The sequence below is a fragment of the Acinetobacter sp. Q85-2 genome, assembly GCF_013420555.1.
Taxonomy (GTDB): domain Bacteria; phylum Pseudomonadota; class Gammaproteobacteria; order Pseudomonadales; family Moraxellaceae; genus Acinetobacter; species Acinetobacter indicus.
Window position 1 is genome coordinate 29791 of sequence record NZ_VOXW01000009.1, and the last position, 15866, is coordinate 45656.

Annotated in this window: 17 protein-coding genes, 2 tRNA genes and 1 pseudogene; 9 read left to right on the forward strand and 11 right to left on the reverse strand. The window is 47.9% G+C overall.

Annotated features, from left to right (window positions below):
• The first annotated feature begins 43 nt into the window (after positions 1–43).
• A complete protein-coding gene (locus FTT68_RS06720; RefSeq protein WP_104472615.1) occupies positions 44–289 on the forward strand; it encodes a hypothetical protein in 246 nt (81 codons plus the stop codon).
• A gap of 59 nt (positions 290–348) precedes the next feature.
• On the opposite strand, the pseudogene aqpZ reads toward FTT68_RS06720, so the two are convergent.
• A pseudogene (gene aqpZ / locus FTT68_RS06725) lies at positions 349–996 on the reverse strand (aquaporin Z).
• A 142-nt stretch (positions 997–1138) separates the two neighbouring features.
• Positions 1139–2155: an AraC family transcriptional regulator gene (locus FTT68_RS06730; protein WP_005180609.1), complete on the reverse strand. Its 1017-nt coding sequence runs from the start codon at positions 2153–2155 to the stop codon at positions 1139–1141.
• A gap of 110 nt (positions 2156–2265) precedes the next feature.
• On the opposite strand from FTT68_RS06730, the gene FTT68_RS06735 reads away from it, so the two are divergent.
• Positions 2266–2898, forward strand: a complete 633-nt coding sequence (locus FTT68_RS06735; protein WP_075167324.1) for a hypothetical protein — start codon at positions 2266–2268, stop codon at positions 2896–2898.
• 423 nt (positions 2899–3321) lie between these two features.
• Here FTT68_RS06735 and hisF read toward each other — a convergent pair whose 3' ends face one another.
• Positions 3322–4083 carry an imidazole glycerol phosphate synthase subunit HisF gene (gene hisF / locus FTT68_RS06740; RefSeq protein ID WP_317306787.1) on the reverse strand — a complete coding sequence of 254 codons (762 nt, stop codon included), beginning with the start codon at positions 4081–4083 and terminating at the stop codon, positions 3322–3324.
• Positions 4084–4193: 110 nt separating this feature from the next.
• Here hisF and FTT68_RS06745 point away from each other — a divergent pair, with 110 nt between their 5' ends.
• The 3 genes from FTT68_RS06745 to FTT68_RS06755 are packed head-to-tail and all read left to right on the forward strand — an operon-like array spanning position 4194 to position 6213.
• Positions 4194–5144, forward strand: a complete 951-nt coding sequence (locus FTT68_RS06745) for a homoserine kinase (RefSeq protein ID WP_180061509.1) — start codon at positions 4194–4196, stop codon at positions 5142–5144.
• A 17-nt stretch (positions 5145–5161) separates the two neighbouring features.
• A complete protein-coding gene (locus FTT68_RS06750) occupies positions 5162–5788 on the forward strand; it encodes a DUF1294 domain-containing protein (protein ID WP_005180601.1) in 627 nt (208 codons plus the stop codon).
• 32 nt (positions 5789–5820) lie between these two features.
• The gene (locus FTT68_RS06755; RefSeq protein WP_005180599.1) at positions 5821–6213 is read left to right on the forward strand and encodes a hypothetical protein; all 393 of its coding nucleotides are present in this window, start codon (positions 5821–5823) and stop codon (positions 6211–6213) included.
• Between the two features lie 33 nt (positions 6214–6246).
• On the opposite strand, the gene FTT68_RS06760 is transcribed toward FTT68_RS06755, so the two are convergent.
• The 6 genes from FTT68_RS06760 to hisB form a co-directional block, all read right to left on the reverse strand.
• Positions 6247–7182 (reverse strand): DMT family transporter, encoded by a 936-nt coding sequence (locus tag FTT68_RS06760; protein ID WP_168395977.1) that lies wholly within the window; start codon positions 7180–7182, stop codon positions 6247–6249.
• A gap of 87 nt (positions 7183–7269) precedes the next feature.
• Positions 7270–8001, reverse strand: coding sequence for a 1-(5-phosphoribosyl)-5-[(5-phosphoribosylamino)methylideneamino]imidazole-4-carboxamide isomerase (gene hisA, locus FTT68_RS06765; protein WP_005180591.1), 732 nt, complete (start codon positions 7999–8001; stop codon positions 7270–7272).
• Positions 8002–8179: 178 nt separating this feature from the next.
• Entirely contained in the window at positions 8180–8848 is a 669-nt protein-coding gene (locus FTT68_RS06770) for a 3'-5' exonuclease (protein ID WP_180175243.1), read from the reverse strand.
• Between the two features lie 75 nt (positions 8849–8923).
• Positions 8924–9412 carry a DUF805 domain-containing protein gene (locus FTT68_RS06775; RefSeq protein ID WP_104513225.1) on the reverse strand — a complete coding sequence of 163 codons (489 nt, stop codon included), beginning with the start codon at positions 9410–9412 and terminating at the stop codon, positions 8924–8926.
• Positions 9413–9563: 151 nt separating this feature from the next.
• Positions 9564–10181 carry an imidazole glycerol phosphate synthase subunit HisH gene (hisH, locus tag FTT68_RS06780; RefSeq protein ID WP_005180583.1) on the reverse strand — a complete coding sequence of 206 codons (618 nt, stop codon included), beginning with the start codon at positions 10179–10181 and terminating at the stop codon, positions 9564–9566.
• On the reverse strand, positions 10181–10774 hold the full coding sequence (gene hisB / locus FTT68_RS06785; protein WP_180061507.1) for an imidazoleglycerol-phosphate dehydratase HisB: 594 nt from the start codon (positions 10772–10774) through the stop codon (positions 10181–10183). The genes hisH and hisB overlap by 1 nt, the downstream gene beginning before the upstream one ends.
• 96 nt (positions 10775–10870) lie before the next feature.
• Here hisB and FTT68_RS06790 point away from each other — a divergent pair, with 96 nt between their 5' ends.
• The 4 genes from FTT68_RS06790 to FTT68_RS06805 all read left to right on the forward strand — a co-directional run bounded on the left by FTT68_RS06790 (position 10871) and on the right by FTT68_RS06805 (position 12500).
• Complete coding sequence (locus FTT68_RS06790) at positions 10871–11248, forward strand: GNAT family N-acetyltransferase (protein ID WP_016658426.1); 378 nt, start codon at positions 10871–10873, stop codon at positions 11246–11248.
• Positions 11249–11446: 198 nt separating this feature from the next.
• Positions 11447–11522 (forward strand) — tRNA-Phe (locus FTT68_RS06795).
• A 133-nt stretch (positions 11523–11655) separates the two neighbouring features.
• Positions 11656–11731, forward strand: a tRNA-Phe gene (locus FTT68_RS06800).
• Positions 11732–11990: 259 nt separating this feature from the next.
• Complete coding sequence (locus tag FTT68_RS06805; protein ID WP_180006561.1) at positions 11991–12500, forward strand: hypothetical protein; 510 nt, start codon at positions 11991–11993, stop codon at positions 12498–12500.
• A gap of 82 nt (positions 12501–12582) precedes the next feature.
• Here FTT68_RS06805 and FTT68_RS06810 read toward each other — a convergent pair whose 3' ends face one another.
• Positions 12583–14100, reverse strand: a complete 1518-nt coding sequence (locus FTT68_RS06810) for an acetyl-CoA hydrolase/transferase family protein (protein WP_005180567.1) — start codon at positions 14098–14100, stop codon at positions 12583–12585.
• A gap of 207 nt (positions 14101–14307) precedes the next feature.
• Positions 14308–15768, reverse strand: a complete 1461-nt coding sequence (locus tag FTT68_RS06815) for an ATP-binding protein (protein WP_005180564.1) — start codon at positions 15766–15768, stop codon at positions 14308–14310.
• Between the last annotated feature and the right edge of the window lie 98 nt (positions 15769–15866).

The window sequence follows — 15866 nt, forward strand, 5'->3', positions numbered from 1 at the left end:
AATTGATCCTGCCACAACAACCAGCATTACGGCCGAGGTGGGTATGTTTAAACCGTTTCAACATGGGACAGAATCTCATGCCATTCATGATCTGACTGTCGAGAATGATCTGGACTGCGTGAATGTCTATGGCAATTTACAGCTCACCAAGGACCAGGCGGGTCTGGCTGCAGCCAAAGCCTTGCAGGCATTGCTGAATGAGGTGGTTGCAGCTCTGGAAAAAGAGCCAAATTTGCCTGAAAAAATCCAGCGTACCGAAGCACGGGAAATCGAAAATCCTTTTCTATAAATGGCCCATCTAAAAAATAAAAAGCCCACCGAAGTGAGCTTGTCGGACGTGCAGCAAGATTAGTCTTTCTTGCCGACCACTTTATAAATCACCGCGCCAATCACCGCACCAATCATCGGTGCAACCCAGAATAACCAGAGCTGGCTTAAGGCGGCAGTTTCAGCAAAGAATGCCACACCGGTACTACGGGCCGGGTTGACTGAGGTGTTGGTGACCGGAATACTGATTAAGTGAATCAGGGTTAAAGCCAGACCAATCGCAATTGGTGCAAAACCAGCCGGCGCACGCTGATCCGTCGCGCCTAAAATAATAATCAGGAAAAAGGCGGTTAAGACAATTTCAATGATCAGTGCTGAAACGAGTGAATATTGCCCCGGGGATAATTCACCAAAACCATTGCTGGCAAAACCACCGGTGCCGCTAAAGCCGGCCTGACCCTGGACAATCAGGTATAAAATCCAGGCTGCGACGACAGCACCCAACACTTAGGCAATGATATACGGGAGCAGTTCTTTGGCTTCAAAACGGCCGCCGGCCCATAAGCCCAGACTCACGGCCGGGTTAAAGTGACCGCCTGAAATATGCCCCAAGGCATAGGCTGCGGTTAAAACGGTTAAACCAAAGGCAATCGATACGCCGACAAAGCCAATGCCCAGTTCAGGGAAGGCTGCAGCCAGCACGGCACTACCACAGCCGCCGAATACCAGTCAAAAGGTCCCCAGAAATTCTGCACAATATTTATTCATTTTCATGTCTCCAGAATTTTATTTATGTGATGAAAATTATAAAGTGTGAAATATATCACACTATTTTTGTAAAATACTCTTTTTTTATGTGCTTCAAATTAAACTAAAAAGATGAAAGATTGATTAAGTTGTTCTGACGCCATTGCTGTGGAGTGTGCTGGGTCCACTGTTTAAAGGCACGCTGAAAGGCACTCTGTTCCGAATAGCCGAGCAGCAGGGCAATTTCCTGTAGGCTTAAATGTGGATCTTTTAAATATTGTTCGGCCAGTAAGCAGCGCACTTCCTGAATCCGTTGCTGATAGGTGGTGCCTTGCTGCTGTAAATGCCGTTGTAACTGCCGTACTGACAAATTCAGCTGTTGGGCAATATGCTCAATCTGGTACATATTGCGTTGTAAACCGGTCAGAATCGCTTGCTGTAAACGGTGATCAATCTGGGTGGAGTTTGGCAGTTTTTCCAGCAGTGCCTTGGCCTGTTGAAGCAATAAATGCTGTAAGGTCTGATCCCCCTGATAAAAGGGTTTCGACAGTTCCTGCAACGGCATTAGCACCTGGGTTTTTTCCTGGGAAAAACGTACCTTGCAATGAAAATACTGCTCATACAGTGCCACATGTCGTGGCGCCGGATTCTGGAAATGCACCTCATGCAGGCAAATATCCTGAAATTCCATAAAATGTTTCAGGAATTCCACCATCAGCGCAATGGCAATTTCATTGGTCAGTTGCGTGGTCATGGTCGGCGGCAGATCAGCCCAGCGAATGGAGAGATAATTGCCTTGCACTTCCACCTGTAACGGACTGCCGTCATACACCAGCCGGTGAAAGTCATGATAGCGTTGCAACGCTTCACCCAGATTGTCACAGGACAGGGCAATATAGGCAATAATGCCCAGATGTTTGGGCTGCACCAGCGCGGCAATTTCTAGTCCCAACGCCGGACGCTGTAGCTGCTGTTCCAGTTCGGTCAGCAAGTCGCGCCAGAGAATATAATCAAAACGTTCCTGATGTTGAACCTGCTGTAATTTTTCTGGAACCGGCAGCTGTTGTGCTTGATAAAAGTCGTACAGCAACTGGGCCAAGCCGCCATAAATCGAGCCGGTATAATCCTTTATCCGTTGCATAGCTTGTCATTTTATTCTTGTCGTGATTTGTCAATCATATTCAATTTTTCCGTCAATATCTAGCCTGTGCCGACGCTTATAGTGAAGGAAAAGCACAGGAGGACTGGAGCATGTTAAAAGGATTTATTGCAGGTTTATTGGTGGCCAATGCCTTTGAATGGGTGGCACATAAATATGTATTACATGGTACCCATCGGCCGGGGCAGCCGCGTCACAGTCCGGTGCCACGCAGTATGCGTTCGCATTGGGAGCATCATCGTGAGGTGCGGAAAAATCAGTTTAATGATGAAAGCTATGTGATTGGCTGGTCGCACTGGCGCAATAAAAACGAGATTATTTCGCTGGCCGCCGCCGCGGGTGTATTTGGGCTGGTATTTTTCCCGATTTCCAAAGGCATGATGGCCGGCAGCATGTATAGTGCCCTGAATTATTACTATATTCACCGCCGTGCCCATTTGGAGCCAGAGTGGGCCAGAACAAAAATTCCCTGGCACTATGACCATCATATGAACAGCAATCAGGATGCCAACTGGTGTGTAACCAAGCCCTGGTTTGACTATATTCTGGGCACCCGGGTTATATCTTCACCGGATTTGCAGGAGCAGAATCCGCTCGGGATTGCCTTGCCACGGCCGCTGTCGGCGCTATTAAACCGCGGCGCGGAAAAATTCTTCCCGGCCAAATGGGTCGACCGGAATGAAAAGCCATCCCCAGATCTTGAGCCACTACCTAAAGCCAGTTAATGAGAGGGTTGTTTATCTGCTGAGCAAATTCATCGTTGATTGGCCCAAAGTCAGTATATTCGCGGAACAATAATACTGGATCAATTATGTGATAGAGATCAAATAAAACTGATTGAAAACAACTGCTTTGCAAGCTGTTGTCGTGAATTGTCAATAAAATTGGCGTTGATGGTCAATATCTGTTCAGGGAAGTTTTCTATAGTAAAGAAGCTGAAGATAGCGGCAGAACTTCTGCCTACATCGAAGGTGATTCTGTTGAAATATGTACGTTTTAATGCCAAGCGCTGTAGCAATTCTTGGTTTATAGGGAGTCTTCAAGACTCCTTTTTTTTATCTTCATTTTTTATTTGTTTTGCTTTGCCGCATAAAAAAAGAGTGTATGGCTACACTCTTTTCAGTTCTGAAATTTTTGAGCCAATGGGCTTAAAGGCGCATTTCAATACCTTGTGCCGCCAAGTATTGCTTGGCTTCCGGAATGGTGTGCTGACCAAAGTGGAAAATTGAGGCCGCCAGAACTGCATCGGCGCCGCCTTTTAAAATCCCGTCTGCCAGATGCTGTAAATTGCCAACACCGCCAGAAGCAATGGTTGGAATATTGACGTGGTCATTAATGGTCCGCATTAGCGCTAAGTCATAACCGGCTTTGGTACCATCGGCATCCATAGAGGTAATTAGCAGTTCGCCCGCGCCGTAATCAGCCATTTTCACGGCCCATTCAATCGCATCAATCCCGGTCGGTTTGCGGCCACCGTGGGTGAAAATTTCCCATTTGTTGTCGCCGGTTTTTTTGGCATCAATCGCCACCACAATACATTGTGCGCCAAAACGTTGTGAGGCTTCCTGTACAAATTCCGGATTAAACACCGCAGCCGAGTTAATGCTGACCTTGTCGGCACCGGCATTTAGCAATAAACGGATATCTTCGACCTTACGCACGCCGCCGCCCACAGTCAGTGGAACAAACACGGTTTCTGCCATACGCTCAACGGTACGGTAGGTGGTGTCACGGCCATGATGGGTAGCGGTAATATCTAAAAAGGTGATTTCATCAGCGCCCTGTTCGTTATAACGACGCGCCACTTCAACCGGATCACCTGCATCACGAATATCCAGAAATTGCACACCTTTCACCACGCGGCCGTTATCTACGTCTAGGCAAGGAATAATACGTTTAGCAAGCATAATTTTTTCCAGTCATTTCAGCTGATTATGAAACTCACCCACACAAGCGCTACACCTTGGCAGATGGACACGCTATTCTATCAAACTTATGTAAGATTTTTCGCAGGTTTTCTATGTCGGTTTATACGCCTTTGACTTTAAAGGAAGTTCAGGATTTTGCAGCCCCTTATGGACTTGAGGTGGTCGATCTGATTCCGATTCAAGGCGGTATTCAAAATACCAATTACTTTTTGGTGGCTCAGGACGGTACACACTATGTGTTGACCGTGTTTGAAGACATGGATGAACAGGCAGCCGGTGAACTGGTGCCGGTACTGGAACATTTGGGTCAGGCAGGTCTGGCTGTGGCGGTGCCGCTCAGTTATGCTGGCAAGGCCATCCACTCGATTAAACAGAAACCGGCCCAGATTGCGCCGCGTTTAATCGGCGAGCATCCAATGCCGGCCAGCATCGCTCAGGTGGAAGCCATTGCCGTGGCACAGGCCAAAATGCATGTGGCCTTAAAAGATTTTCCTTTAAAACGCGCTTTTGTCCGCGATCATGCGTACTGGCTGGCGGTATCCCAGGAAATTAAACCCAGCTTGAGCGAGGCAGATAAAGTCCTGCTCAGCAAATTGCTGGGACTGTATGAAGCGCTTACCGCGATTTATCCGGACCGTCCAAAAGGGTTTATCCATTCTGATTTATTCCGCGATAATACCCTGTTTGAAGGCGATCAGCTGCAGGGCATTCTGGATTTTTACGAGCTGAATCAGGATGAATGGCTGTTTGATATTGCCATTACCTTAAATGACTTCTGTACTGAGTATCCGCAGGTCAGCCTGAATGAAGACAAAGCCATGGCCTTTTTAAAAGCCTATGACAGCATTCGTCCTTTAACCGAAGATGAAAAAGCCTGTCTGGAGCTGTATCTGGCAATGGCTGCTGGCCGTTTCTGGATGATGCGTTTACAGGTGGCACAAAAAAATGCTTTGCAAGGACGCAGCGGTGACGCAATTTTGCAGAAAAATCCGCTCGAGATGCGTAATATGTTGATTGAACGCTTAAAGTTCGTCACAGCTTAAACATAAAGGGTAGGGAAATGCGCGATCAGGGCCGGTTAATTGAATGGTTTGATGACAAGGGCTATGGCTTTATTCAACCCAATGATCCGGACAAAGACCGCGTATTTTTGCATATCAAGGATTTTGCCCGTCCGGGGCCGCGCCCGATTGTCGGTTGTGCACTGGATTATCAGGTCATTTTAGATGAACGCGGCCGCTATCGGGCCCAGCAGGTGGTGTATTTAAAAGCCTCGCAGGTCAAGCCGCGTGCTGATGTGGTGAGCAAGCCGCGGCAGCGTCCTGCGGCCAAACGTCCGGCCATGCAAATCCTGTGTGTGGCCTATATTCTCGTGCTGGCGGTACTGACCCTGACCGGTTTATTGCACGGCCTGCTGCTGTTATTGATCAGCCTGATGAATGCACTCAGCTATTGGCTGTATGCACAAGACAAGGAAGCGGCCCAACTCGGTCACCGCCGGATTCCGGAACAGAGCCTGCATCTGGTTTCGGCTCTGGGGGGCTGGCCGGCGGCCTGGCTGGCACAGGAAAAAATGCGACATAAAACACAAAAACAACCTTTTCGTAAAATTTATTTTTGTACAATTGGCTTAAATATTCTTTTGATTTTATGGTTTATTTCTCCTTTTAATCTGTTGACGCTCTGAGCATAGCGGGGCGGGGAGTGCAGGACAACAATATGAATACTTCCATTGACCGTGACCCGAATCGTAGTCTGACTTTTATTCTGTATCTTCTGTATATCGTGGCGATTTTTAGTGCCGGCTTGCTGGCAATCGTCGCGCTAATCATCAATTATGTAAAACGCGGCGCGGTACGCGGTTCGATTTTTGAAAGCCACTTTACTTGGCAAATTCGCAGCTTCTGGTGGTATCTATTCTGGAATATTGTGGCCTTTGTGCCGTTCTTTTTTATTTTCTTTATTGATGAAGACCCGAACCGCTTTGCCCAGGTCATTTTTGGTGCTTCGGCCTTCTGTCTGGCGGTGATTGGCCTGTCCTGGCTGTGGATTGTCTATCGGGCTATTCGCGGTATTATGCGCCTGAATGATAATGAGCCGATGTATTCTTAAATATCTGAATCATAAGACCGATCTTCCCAAAATTTAGTCCGGAAGATCGATCGCTGATGGCGTGTGCTGCTGTTTCTGACGCAGAAATTTCGGTTTCCATTCACTGATAATCACGCCCAGCACCACCAGAAAACCACCGACCAAAGCCATAAACGGTAAACGCTCGCCGGCCAGACGGCCAAATAGCGAAGCCCATACCGGTTCTCCGGCATAAATAATTGCCGCCTGTGCCGGGCTGACTGCACGCTGCGCCCAGTTCATCACCAGCTGAACCAGTGCACTGGCCAGACCTAAACCGCCCGCCAAGAGCAGCAGCATCCAGGAAAATTGTGGTAGTTGCTGCTCACCGACCAGTGGCATGGCAAGAAAGGCAAACAGGGAGGCGAACAGCAGTTGAATCACCGTGACCCGTTGCAGATTGACCCGTCCGGCAAAATGGCTGATCAGGATAATTTCCAGTGCAATCGCAATGGCGCCGAGCAGGGTAATCAGCTGACCAAAACTCAGCTGTAGCTGCCCCAAACCATTGCCGGTCAGTAAAACCAGCCCGATAAAGGCACAGCTAGCGCCCAGCCAGATCATGATGTGTAGCCGTTTCCGGAACAGCAGCCACAGTAAGATCGGCACCAGCGGCACATATAATGCGGTTAAAAATGCCGATTCGCTACTGCTGATGGTCTGCAGCCCTACGGTTTGCGTACCATAACCGACGGTCAGGCTGGCCCCAATCAATGCGCCGGCCCAGAGTTCTTTGGCTTGCACAGCGCGTAAATGCGGCAGCGAAATCAGTGCGACTGCCAGTGCAGCGGCGGCAAAACGGCAGCCGACAAAAAACATCGGGCTGGCATAATTCAGCGCCAGCTTGACTGCCACAAAGGTACCGCCCCAGAGCATGGTAATCATGATCAGGGCCAGTTGTGGCGCTTTGCTGTTAAGTGTGGTTTTAAGGTTCACAGGGGCATCAGACATGGCAGATCAGCGAGTATTCGAAAAAAGACATCAACCCGGTGAGGGCATAAAAAAAGAGGCCCGAAGACCTCTTTCTGACAGCAGCACTTAGAGGGCTTGCTCATCCAGCAGCAATTGCGCTTCACGCAAATTCAGGCTGCCTTCATAAATGGCACGACCGGTAATCGCCCCTAAAATGCCCGGTTGGCCTTTTAAGTTACGGACATCATCCAGATTGGTCACGCCGCCTGAAGCAATCACTGGTAAACCTGAATATTGCGCCAGATTGACAGTCTGCTCGACGTTTACGCCTTGCATCATGCCGTCACGGGCAATATCGGTATACACAATGCTGGAGACACCGGCATCGGCAAAACGTTTGGCCAGATCGGTGGCTTTCACTTCAGTCACGTTGGCCCAGCCATCGGTCGCGACCATGCCATTCATGGCATCAATGCCGACAATGATATGACCAGCGAATTTTTTGCAGGCTTGTTCGACAAATTCTGGCTCTTGAACGGCTTTGGTGCCAATAATCACAAAAGATACGCCTGCATCGAGGTAATGTTCAATGGTTTCAAACGAGCGAATACCGCCACCAATCTGAATTGGCAGGTCTGGCTGTGCTTTGGCAATGGCCTCGACCACCGGTTTATGGATTGGGGTACCTGCAAAAGCGCCATTTAAGTCGACCAGATGCAAGCGACGCGCACCTTCATTGACCCAATGCTGTGCAGTGGCCACCGGATCATCAGAAAATACGGTATCGTCTTCCATACGACCTTGTTTTAAACGGACACATTTTCCATCTTTCAGGTCAATTGCAGGGATGATCAGCATGCTTTCGCTCCTTGCTTCATCGGTTAAATTTCTTGCCGCCCATCTTAGCAATAAACGAAAATTTTCTAAATGCCATATTTGCATGCAAAAACAAAAACAGCCTGTGCTATGTCAGGCGGTCAACAAAGGTTCGATGAAGAAAATCCGGCTGTCTGTGCAGCTTGATCTTCAAAGCGGTTTAGGGCGGGGTTTTAGATGGCCGGATTCTGAGTTTGAGCGAGGTATTGGGAATCTGTTTCGGCAACAGGCCCAAACGCAACAATTCTTCAAAAACCAGTACCGGGGCATAAGCATCGGCGGCGGCATATTCCATTTGTGCTGTGCTTAATACCGGATTGGCCCAGTTCGAGGTGCTGAGCCGTTTGCTTTTGGGAAAATAGACCTGAAACAGCAGCGCCATGGCATGTTTTAATCCGACCGGGTTTTTAAAGCCAAAGCTGTGAAAGCATTTGGACAGTTCCAGCACACTGTTCAGTTCCACGCCTTTTTTACGAAACAGATGGGCATCATTTTTCAGGCCAAAGCCGACTTTAATTTGGTCACGATTGGCGAAGATTGGCTTGAGAAAGCTCCAGATTTCCTCATTCATCTGAAACAGATAGGCCCGATCTAGCGTCGCCAGCTGAATCAGGTGCGGGCCATCCGACACTTCGCCGCTTTTAAAAATTGGTTTGGATTCAGAATCAAAGCCGAGTACCGCCGCAATACTCAGCTCATGCGCATAGTGCTGACATTCGGCCAGCGTTTGAATCAGGTGAATTTTAGAGGGCGGCAGACTTTGAAAGCGCGGCAACTGTTCCAGTTGGCTGGAAGAGGGCATATGGGGTGATGTTGAAGATAAGCTCATGCCATCTTTTCCTTGGGCTGGCGATAAAAAATAAGGCCTGAATTGTCAGGCCCTATTTTAAGCAAGCGGGACCTTTTAGGCCAGCACTGCGCCAAAGATGGCAAACGCAAATAGCAGTACCAACAGAATAATATAAATCCAGGCCAGCGCCGCTTCCCAGCCAGCCGTGGCACGTGGCGGGCCATAGCTGTTAACACGCTGATCGCCCGGGGCGAAAAACAGATACAGCATCAGCAGCAGGTTGGCCACCGGAACCAGCATCAGTAACGACAGCCAGCCGGTATGGTTACGGTCATGCAGACGGCGGATGGTGAAAATAAACATCAGATATAACACCCCCAGATAAATCAGTGCGCCCAGCACCAGCGGGGTGAGCGGAATGCCGCCAGCAGGGTCAATATTCATCAGCCCGGGAAAGAGCAGGGCCAAAACCAGAAAAACCGGAATCATTAACAGTGCAATCAGGCAGTTCCAGGCCAGATAGGAGAAACGTCCAAAACGCCCCGCCGCGCTGAGTGCCGAATCTTGTGTCGTGATGTGTTGGGTATGAGTGGTGCTATGCATTTTTGAATTACCTGTTTTATTTTTATTGAGTTGTATAAAAAGAAGTCAAATATTACTAAAAATTGCTTAAAAAAGAAAGAAATAAAAAATAGGTGAAAACAAAGCCGGGACGAACCCGGCTTTATACATCTTGCGCAACAGAGGAAGGGTGTTAAATCTTCCAGTCGACAAAGTTCTTTAACAGTTGCAGACCAGCAGTATGGCTTTTTTCCGGGTGGAACTGGGTCGCGAACAGGTTGTCTTTGTGCAGGGCGGTACAGAATTGCAGCCCATAGTCACAGGTCGCTGCCACAATTGTGCTGTCTTTCGGCTCGACATAGAAGCTGTGCACGAAATAGAAACGTGCATCCTGTTCAATGTTGTTCCACATTGGATGGCTCGGGTCAACCTGATGCACCTGGTTCCAGCCCATGTGTGGCACTTTTAGACCTTCAACCTCCGGGAAGCGTTTTACCACCCCTTCAAAAATACCCAGTGCATCGGCACCGCCATTTTCTTCGGAATGTTGCATCAGCGCCTGCATACCCACACAAATGGCCAGTACCGGTTTATTAAACACCGCCTGACGCACGACCTCATCGATCCCGGCTTCATGCATGCCTTGCATACAGTCGCGCATGGCGCCGACACCCGGAAACACGATTTTATCGGCCTGGGCAATCAGTTTCGGGTCATTGGTGACATCCACCGTAGCACCGACGTGTTCCAAAGCTTTGGCGGCAGAGTGCAAATTCCCCATGCCATAATCAAGAAGGGCAATACGGGTCATTACAGGGTACCTTTGGTCGATGCCACAGTATTTGCAGCACGTGGATCAATTTCACAGGCCATACGCAGTGCGCGCGCAAAGGCTTTAAACACGCTTTCAATCTGGTGGTGGCTGTTTTTGCCTTTCAGGTTGTCGATGTGTACGGTCATTAGCGAGTGGTTCACAAAGCCCTGGAAGAATTCAGAGAATAAATCGACATCAAAACGGCCAATGGTGGCGCGAGTAAATGGCACATCCATAAACAGGCCCGGACGACCAGATAAATCCACCACGGCACGGCTTAAAGATTCATCGAGTGGGGCATAGAAGTGACCATAACGCTTTAAGCCTTTTTTATCGCCCAGTGCCTGTGCAAAGGCCTGACCCAGGGTAATACCACAGTCTTCTACGGTATGGTGGTCATCAATTTCCAGATCGCCATCACAATGAATATCAATATCAAACAAACCGTGTCGCTTGATTTGATCAATCATATGGTCTAAAAATGGAATACCAGTGTTGAGTGTGCCTTGACCGGTACCGTCGAGGTTTAAACGAACTCGAATTTTGGTTTCGTTAGTGTTTCTTACCACTTCACTGATACGCTCTGCCATGGACACGTTCCTCAAAAAACGTTAAAAATGATGGATGTAAAAATGTTTCGCTGCGACGAAGTCCCAGCATATTAGATTGCTCAGGAGGGTTAATCAATGCCTATTACCGTACATGCTTATACTTCACTGGAAAATGATGAAGTGCGCAGCCAGCTTGAGCGACTGTATGACACCAGTCCAGAGTTTGGTGATGGCCAGGATGCGGTAGAGCAACTCGAGCAACATCTGAACCAGTATACCCTACTTTATACCGCAGAATTTAATACAAAATTAATTGGTGCAATTTGGTGTACCGGGCAGGGCGAAAGCAGGACCCTGGAATATATTGTGGTGCATCCGGCCAATCGTGGTCGCGGTGTGGCCGAGCGTCTGGTCAGTGAAGTCTGCCGCATGGAAGAAGCCAAAGGCGTGAATCAGTTTGAACCGGGCTGTGGCGCAATTCACCGCTGTCTGGCACATCTGGACAAGCTCTAAGCGAGTTAAAATGAAATTCAAGAGAGGCTAATCGCCTCTCTTTTTTTATCTGCTGGCCTGCAAATGACTGGAATCATGGGCGTTTCACTTAAAAAATAAGCAGACAGCGTACAAAATGCTGTAAAAGTAAACAAATACTTGAATTTATGCAAAAGCTGCTTGACGGCACCGGGCGGAGATTGTTTAATACGCGTCATCGGCGTGATAGCTCAGTTGGTAGAGCAACGGATTGAAAATCCGTGTGTCCCCAGTTCGATCCTGGGTCTCGCCACCATATTCAAACGTTTAAACGTTTTCAATCCCTGATCCCATCAGGGATTTTTTTTGGGTAAAAAATACTCGATTAAATAAAAATGTCATGATTTATATTGACTAATTTCCCCAGATGCGGCTTAATACACGGCATCGGCGTGATAGCTCAGTTGGTAGAGCAACGGATTGAAAATCCGTGTGTCCCCAGTTCGATCCTGGGTCTCGCCACCATATTCAAAAAGCCCCTGCATTGCAGGGGCTTTTTTTTATGGCATTTAAAAAATGGCAGCATGATCTTTCATCTTTCATCTTTCATCTTTCATCTTTCATCTTTCATCTTTCATCTTTCATCTTCAAGATTCACTGGGTCTGATCAGATCGGGAACACAGTTACGCTAATAACAGCTTAATAACACGAATCCTGCTGAATAAGATTGCATTCTGGCGCTTAATAGAGAGACATGTTTCATTACTGTTCAGGAGGCCGTGTATGACGCGCTTTCAGATGTTCTCCTCGACTGTAATGATTATGCTGGGAATCGGCTCAACGTCGGTCTGGGCGCAACCCGAGCGTCTAGCAACGCTTCAGGTCATGGCAGAACCTGAACTACGTCAGGAAGTGGGCTTTATTCCGTATCAGGAAGATCGTGCAAAGCGTAAGGCATTACAGCACCGGATCATGCAAATTCAGCAGGACACTCAAAACCGGGTAATTGACCCGGACCCGCCTGTCCTGATTACCATGCCGGCCAAAGAACCGGTCAATATGGATCATCTTTCTCCCGCGTTGCGGCAGCATATTCTGGCGATTGCCGCCGGTCTGCAGTCGGATAACCCGCTACGTGGCCTGGAAACCCTGCTGGCGCCATTTCGTGGCCCGGATGGACAGATTCAGCTTGATTTACCCAATGTTTCGTTAGGCGTGGTCGATTATGAGATGAATCTGGGCAATAGCTTGTTCCCCGATATTAGCTCACAGTTACGCAACCCGACCCGATAATAGATGACGTGACAGGGGAAACTGTCCAGCCATAAAAAAACGCTCCAGAGGAGCGTTTTTTTAGATCTGATTCAGGCCGAGATTAAGCCGTTTTTACCGCTGCTTCTTGGGCCAGCATGTGACCATTTTCTTCGAAGTTGCTGTGCCAAGCCAACGCTTCACGTAACAGGTGAGGAGTGTGGCCGCCTTTTGCACATGCGCGGTCGAAGTAGTCGTTTAATGCATCACGGTACATTGGGTGTGCACAGTTGTCGATAATCGCACGAGCGCGCTCACGCGGTGCCAGACCACGAAGATCGGCAAGACCCTGTTCAGTCACCAGAATGTCAACGTCGTGTTCTGCATGGTCAATGTGTGATGCAAATGGAACAACAGATGAAATGTCGCCGCCTTTGGCAATAGACTTGGTCACGAAAATGGCCAGGTGAGCGTTACGCGCGAAGTCACCTGAACCACCAATACCGTTCATCATTTTGGTACCGCATACGTGAGTGGAGTTCACGTTACCGTAGATATCGAACTCAAGCGCAGTGTTGATGCCGATAATACCTAAACGACGTACCAGTTCAGGGTGGTTTGAAATTTCCTGTGGACGCAGAACTAATTTGTCTTTGTACTGTTCTAGGTTGTTAAATACTTTCTCGCCGTATTTCGCAGACAGGGTAATAGATGAACCTGAAGCGAACTTCATTTTACCGGCATCAATCAGTTCGAAAGTACAGTCTTGCAGTACTTCTGAGTACATGATCAGGTCTTCGAAGTTTGATTCTTTCAAGCCGGTCAATACTGCGTTAGCGATTGAACCAATACCTGCTTGTAAAGGACCGAGGTTTTTCGGTAAACGGTCTTCAGCTACTTCTTTTTCAAAGAATGCGATCAAGTGGTTGGCAATTGATTGAGTCTCGTCATCTGGTGCAGTGACAGTTGATGGAGAGTCATGTAATTCGCTGTTAAATACGATACCAACGATTTTTGCAGGATCGATGTTAATTGCTTGAGTACCGATACGCTCGTCAACTTTGGTCAACGGAATTGGTTGACGGGTAGGACGATAGGTCGGGATATAAATGTCGTGTAAGCCTTCAAACGCCGGGCTTAAGTTGGTGTTGATTTCAACAATGACTTTTTCAGCAAAAATTGCAAAGCTTGCAGAGTTACCTACAGAAGTGGTTGGCACGATGCCGCCATCTTCAGTAATTGCAACGGCTTCAATTACCGCTACATCTGGCTTTTTCAGCTGCTGGTTACGCATTTGCTCAACTGTTTCAGACAAGTGCTGATCGATGAACATGACTTCGCCTTTGTTGATGGCTTTACGTAAAGTGTTATCCACTTGGAAAGGCAGACGACGTGCCAGTACACCGGCTTCAGTCAGTTGTTTGTCGAGATCGTTCCCTAAGCTCGCACCAGTAATTAATGTAATTTTTAGAGGATTCGCTTGTGCTTGTTTCACTAAAGCCAAAGGAACAGCTTTCGCTTCACCGGCACGTGTAAAGCCACTCATACCAACAGTCATACCGTCTTGGATGAATTGAGCAGCTTGCTCCGCACTCATAACCTTGTCATGTAGGGAAGCTAAACGGATGCGATCTAGGGACATGGTTTACTCTCGTTTGAAAAATCAGAACTGATGGCGATTGTACCCATCAAAAAAGCCATTTTGCATACCTGTTAGGCTAAGGTCTAATTTTTTCAAAAAATGCAGGTATAAATATATTTGATGCTTTTTATCTTGTTGAAAATTCAATAATAAAAATTAAAAGCCAAATCTTCACCAAGAACTGATTGATCAATGTTTAAGCATGATTTAGAAATGTTCTGTAATACTTTGCTTAATTTTTTCTAGGGTGCTGCTGTTGTTTTTTTCATCATCTGGCTGTTCGGGCAGCGGTAAAGAGATGATGACTTCCAGTCCACCGTGCTCGCGATTGCGAATAATCAGCTCGCCTTGGTGAATATCGACAATCCGTTTCACAATGGCCAGACCTAAACCGCTACCTTGGACGGTACGTGCGGCATTCCCACGCACAAAAGGCTGCATTAAAGATTCAATCTGATCTTCAGGAATGCCTTCACCATGATCGGCCACACTAATGCAGATAAATTGTTCCTGCACTTTGGCAGACAGCTCAATCGGTTCAGTGCCATAACGCTTGGCATTGTTAATCAGGTTGCCAATCAAGCGTTTCAGCGACAGGCTGCGTGCCTGCAGAATTGGTAATTCTTCCGGGCTAAAGCGAATGTCCAGCGGTTTAAACTGGATCACCAGTTCCTGTAACAAGGCATTTAAATCGGTATCTTGCAGTTCTTCATCCGAGCCATCACGCATATAGGAAATGAACTGGTCCAAAATGGCGTCCATATCTTCGACATCGTAAATCAGGCCTTCTTTTAAAAAGTCTTCATCCGGCATCATTTCTGCACTCAGGCGAATCCGGGTCAGAGGCGTGCGCAGGTCATGCGAAATTCCGGCCAGCATAATCCGGCGGTCACGCTCGGTCTGTTCCAGGGTAAAAATCATCTGGTTAAAAGCCTGATTCACCTGACGGATTTCCAGTGGGCCGTGGTTGGTTTCTAAATAAGGCGCTTTGCCGGTTTGACTATAGGTGTTGGCCGCTTCCTGCAAACGGCGTAATGGCCGGTTCAGCTGACGCACCAAGGTCAGAATAATAATCGCAGACAGCAGTGGAATGCCGAGCAGCCAGCCAAACACCAGTTCCGGGCTGTAGTTGGCATAGGTTTTTAATGGTTCACGAACCCAGTGGCCGTTCATTTCCGGCGTTTGAATCCAGATACGTGGGCTGGGCTTGAACTGGAAATACACGGTTACATCATCGGCTTTGAGTTCATTGGCCAGTTTTTTCTCGATTTGTCGGGTAAAGAATTCGGCAATAACCTTGTCACGGACATTTGGATATTCCTTGGGATCGGTAATGTATTCAATCCCGACCCGGTTTTTTAGCCAGGCATCCACATCGACTTCGGCATCATTATGGAAAATCCGTAATTCCGGATTGTTTAGAATTTCCAGTTCAACTGCCAGATAACGGGCATGTTGCTGGATTTCTGGCAGATACAGGGTGCGCCAAAAGAACCATAGTGACATAAACAGACTGAAAATCACCACAAACAGCACCAGCACGGTGGTCCGCATGGCAGCCGAGCGCGGTTTGATTTTATCCAGAAAGCGTTCCCACGGCGTGCGTTTGCGTTCTGAATAGGTTTCAAAGTCGGTAAAGTCTTGTGGATCGATGGGGTCGAGTTTCACAATGAGTCCTTTTTAAAAAGGGAAAGTTCTCCCCCAAAATTGGATACGCGTTAGGTCATCCGCAACTGTTTGAGGCAGGACTCAAGTAAATTACTTAT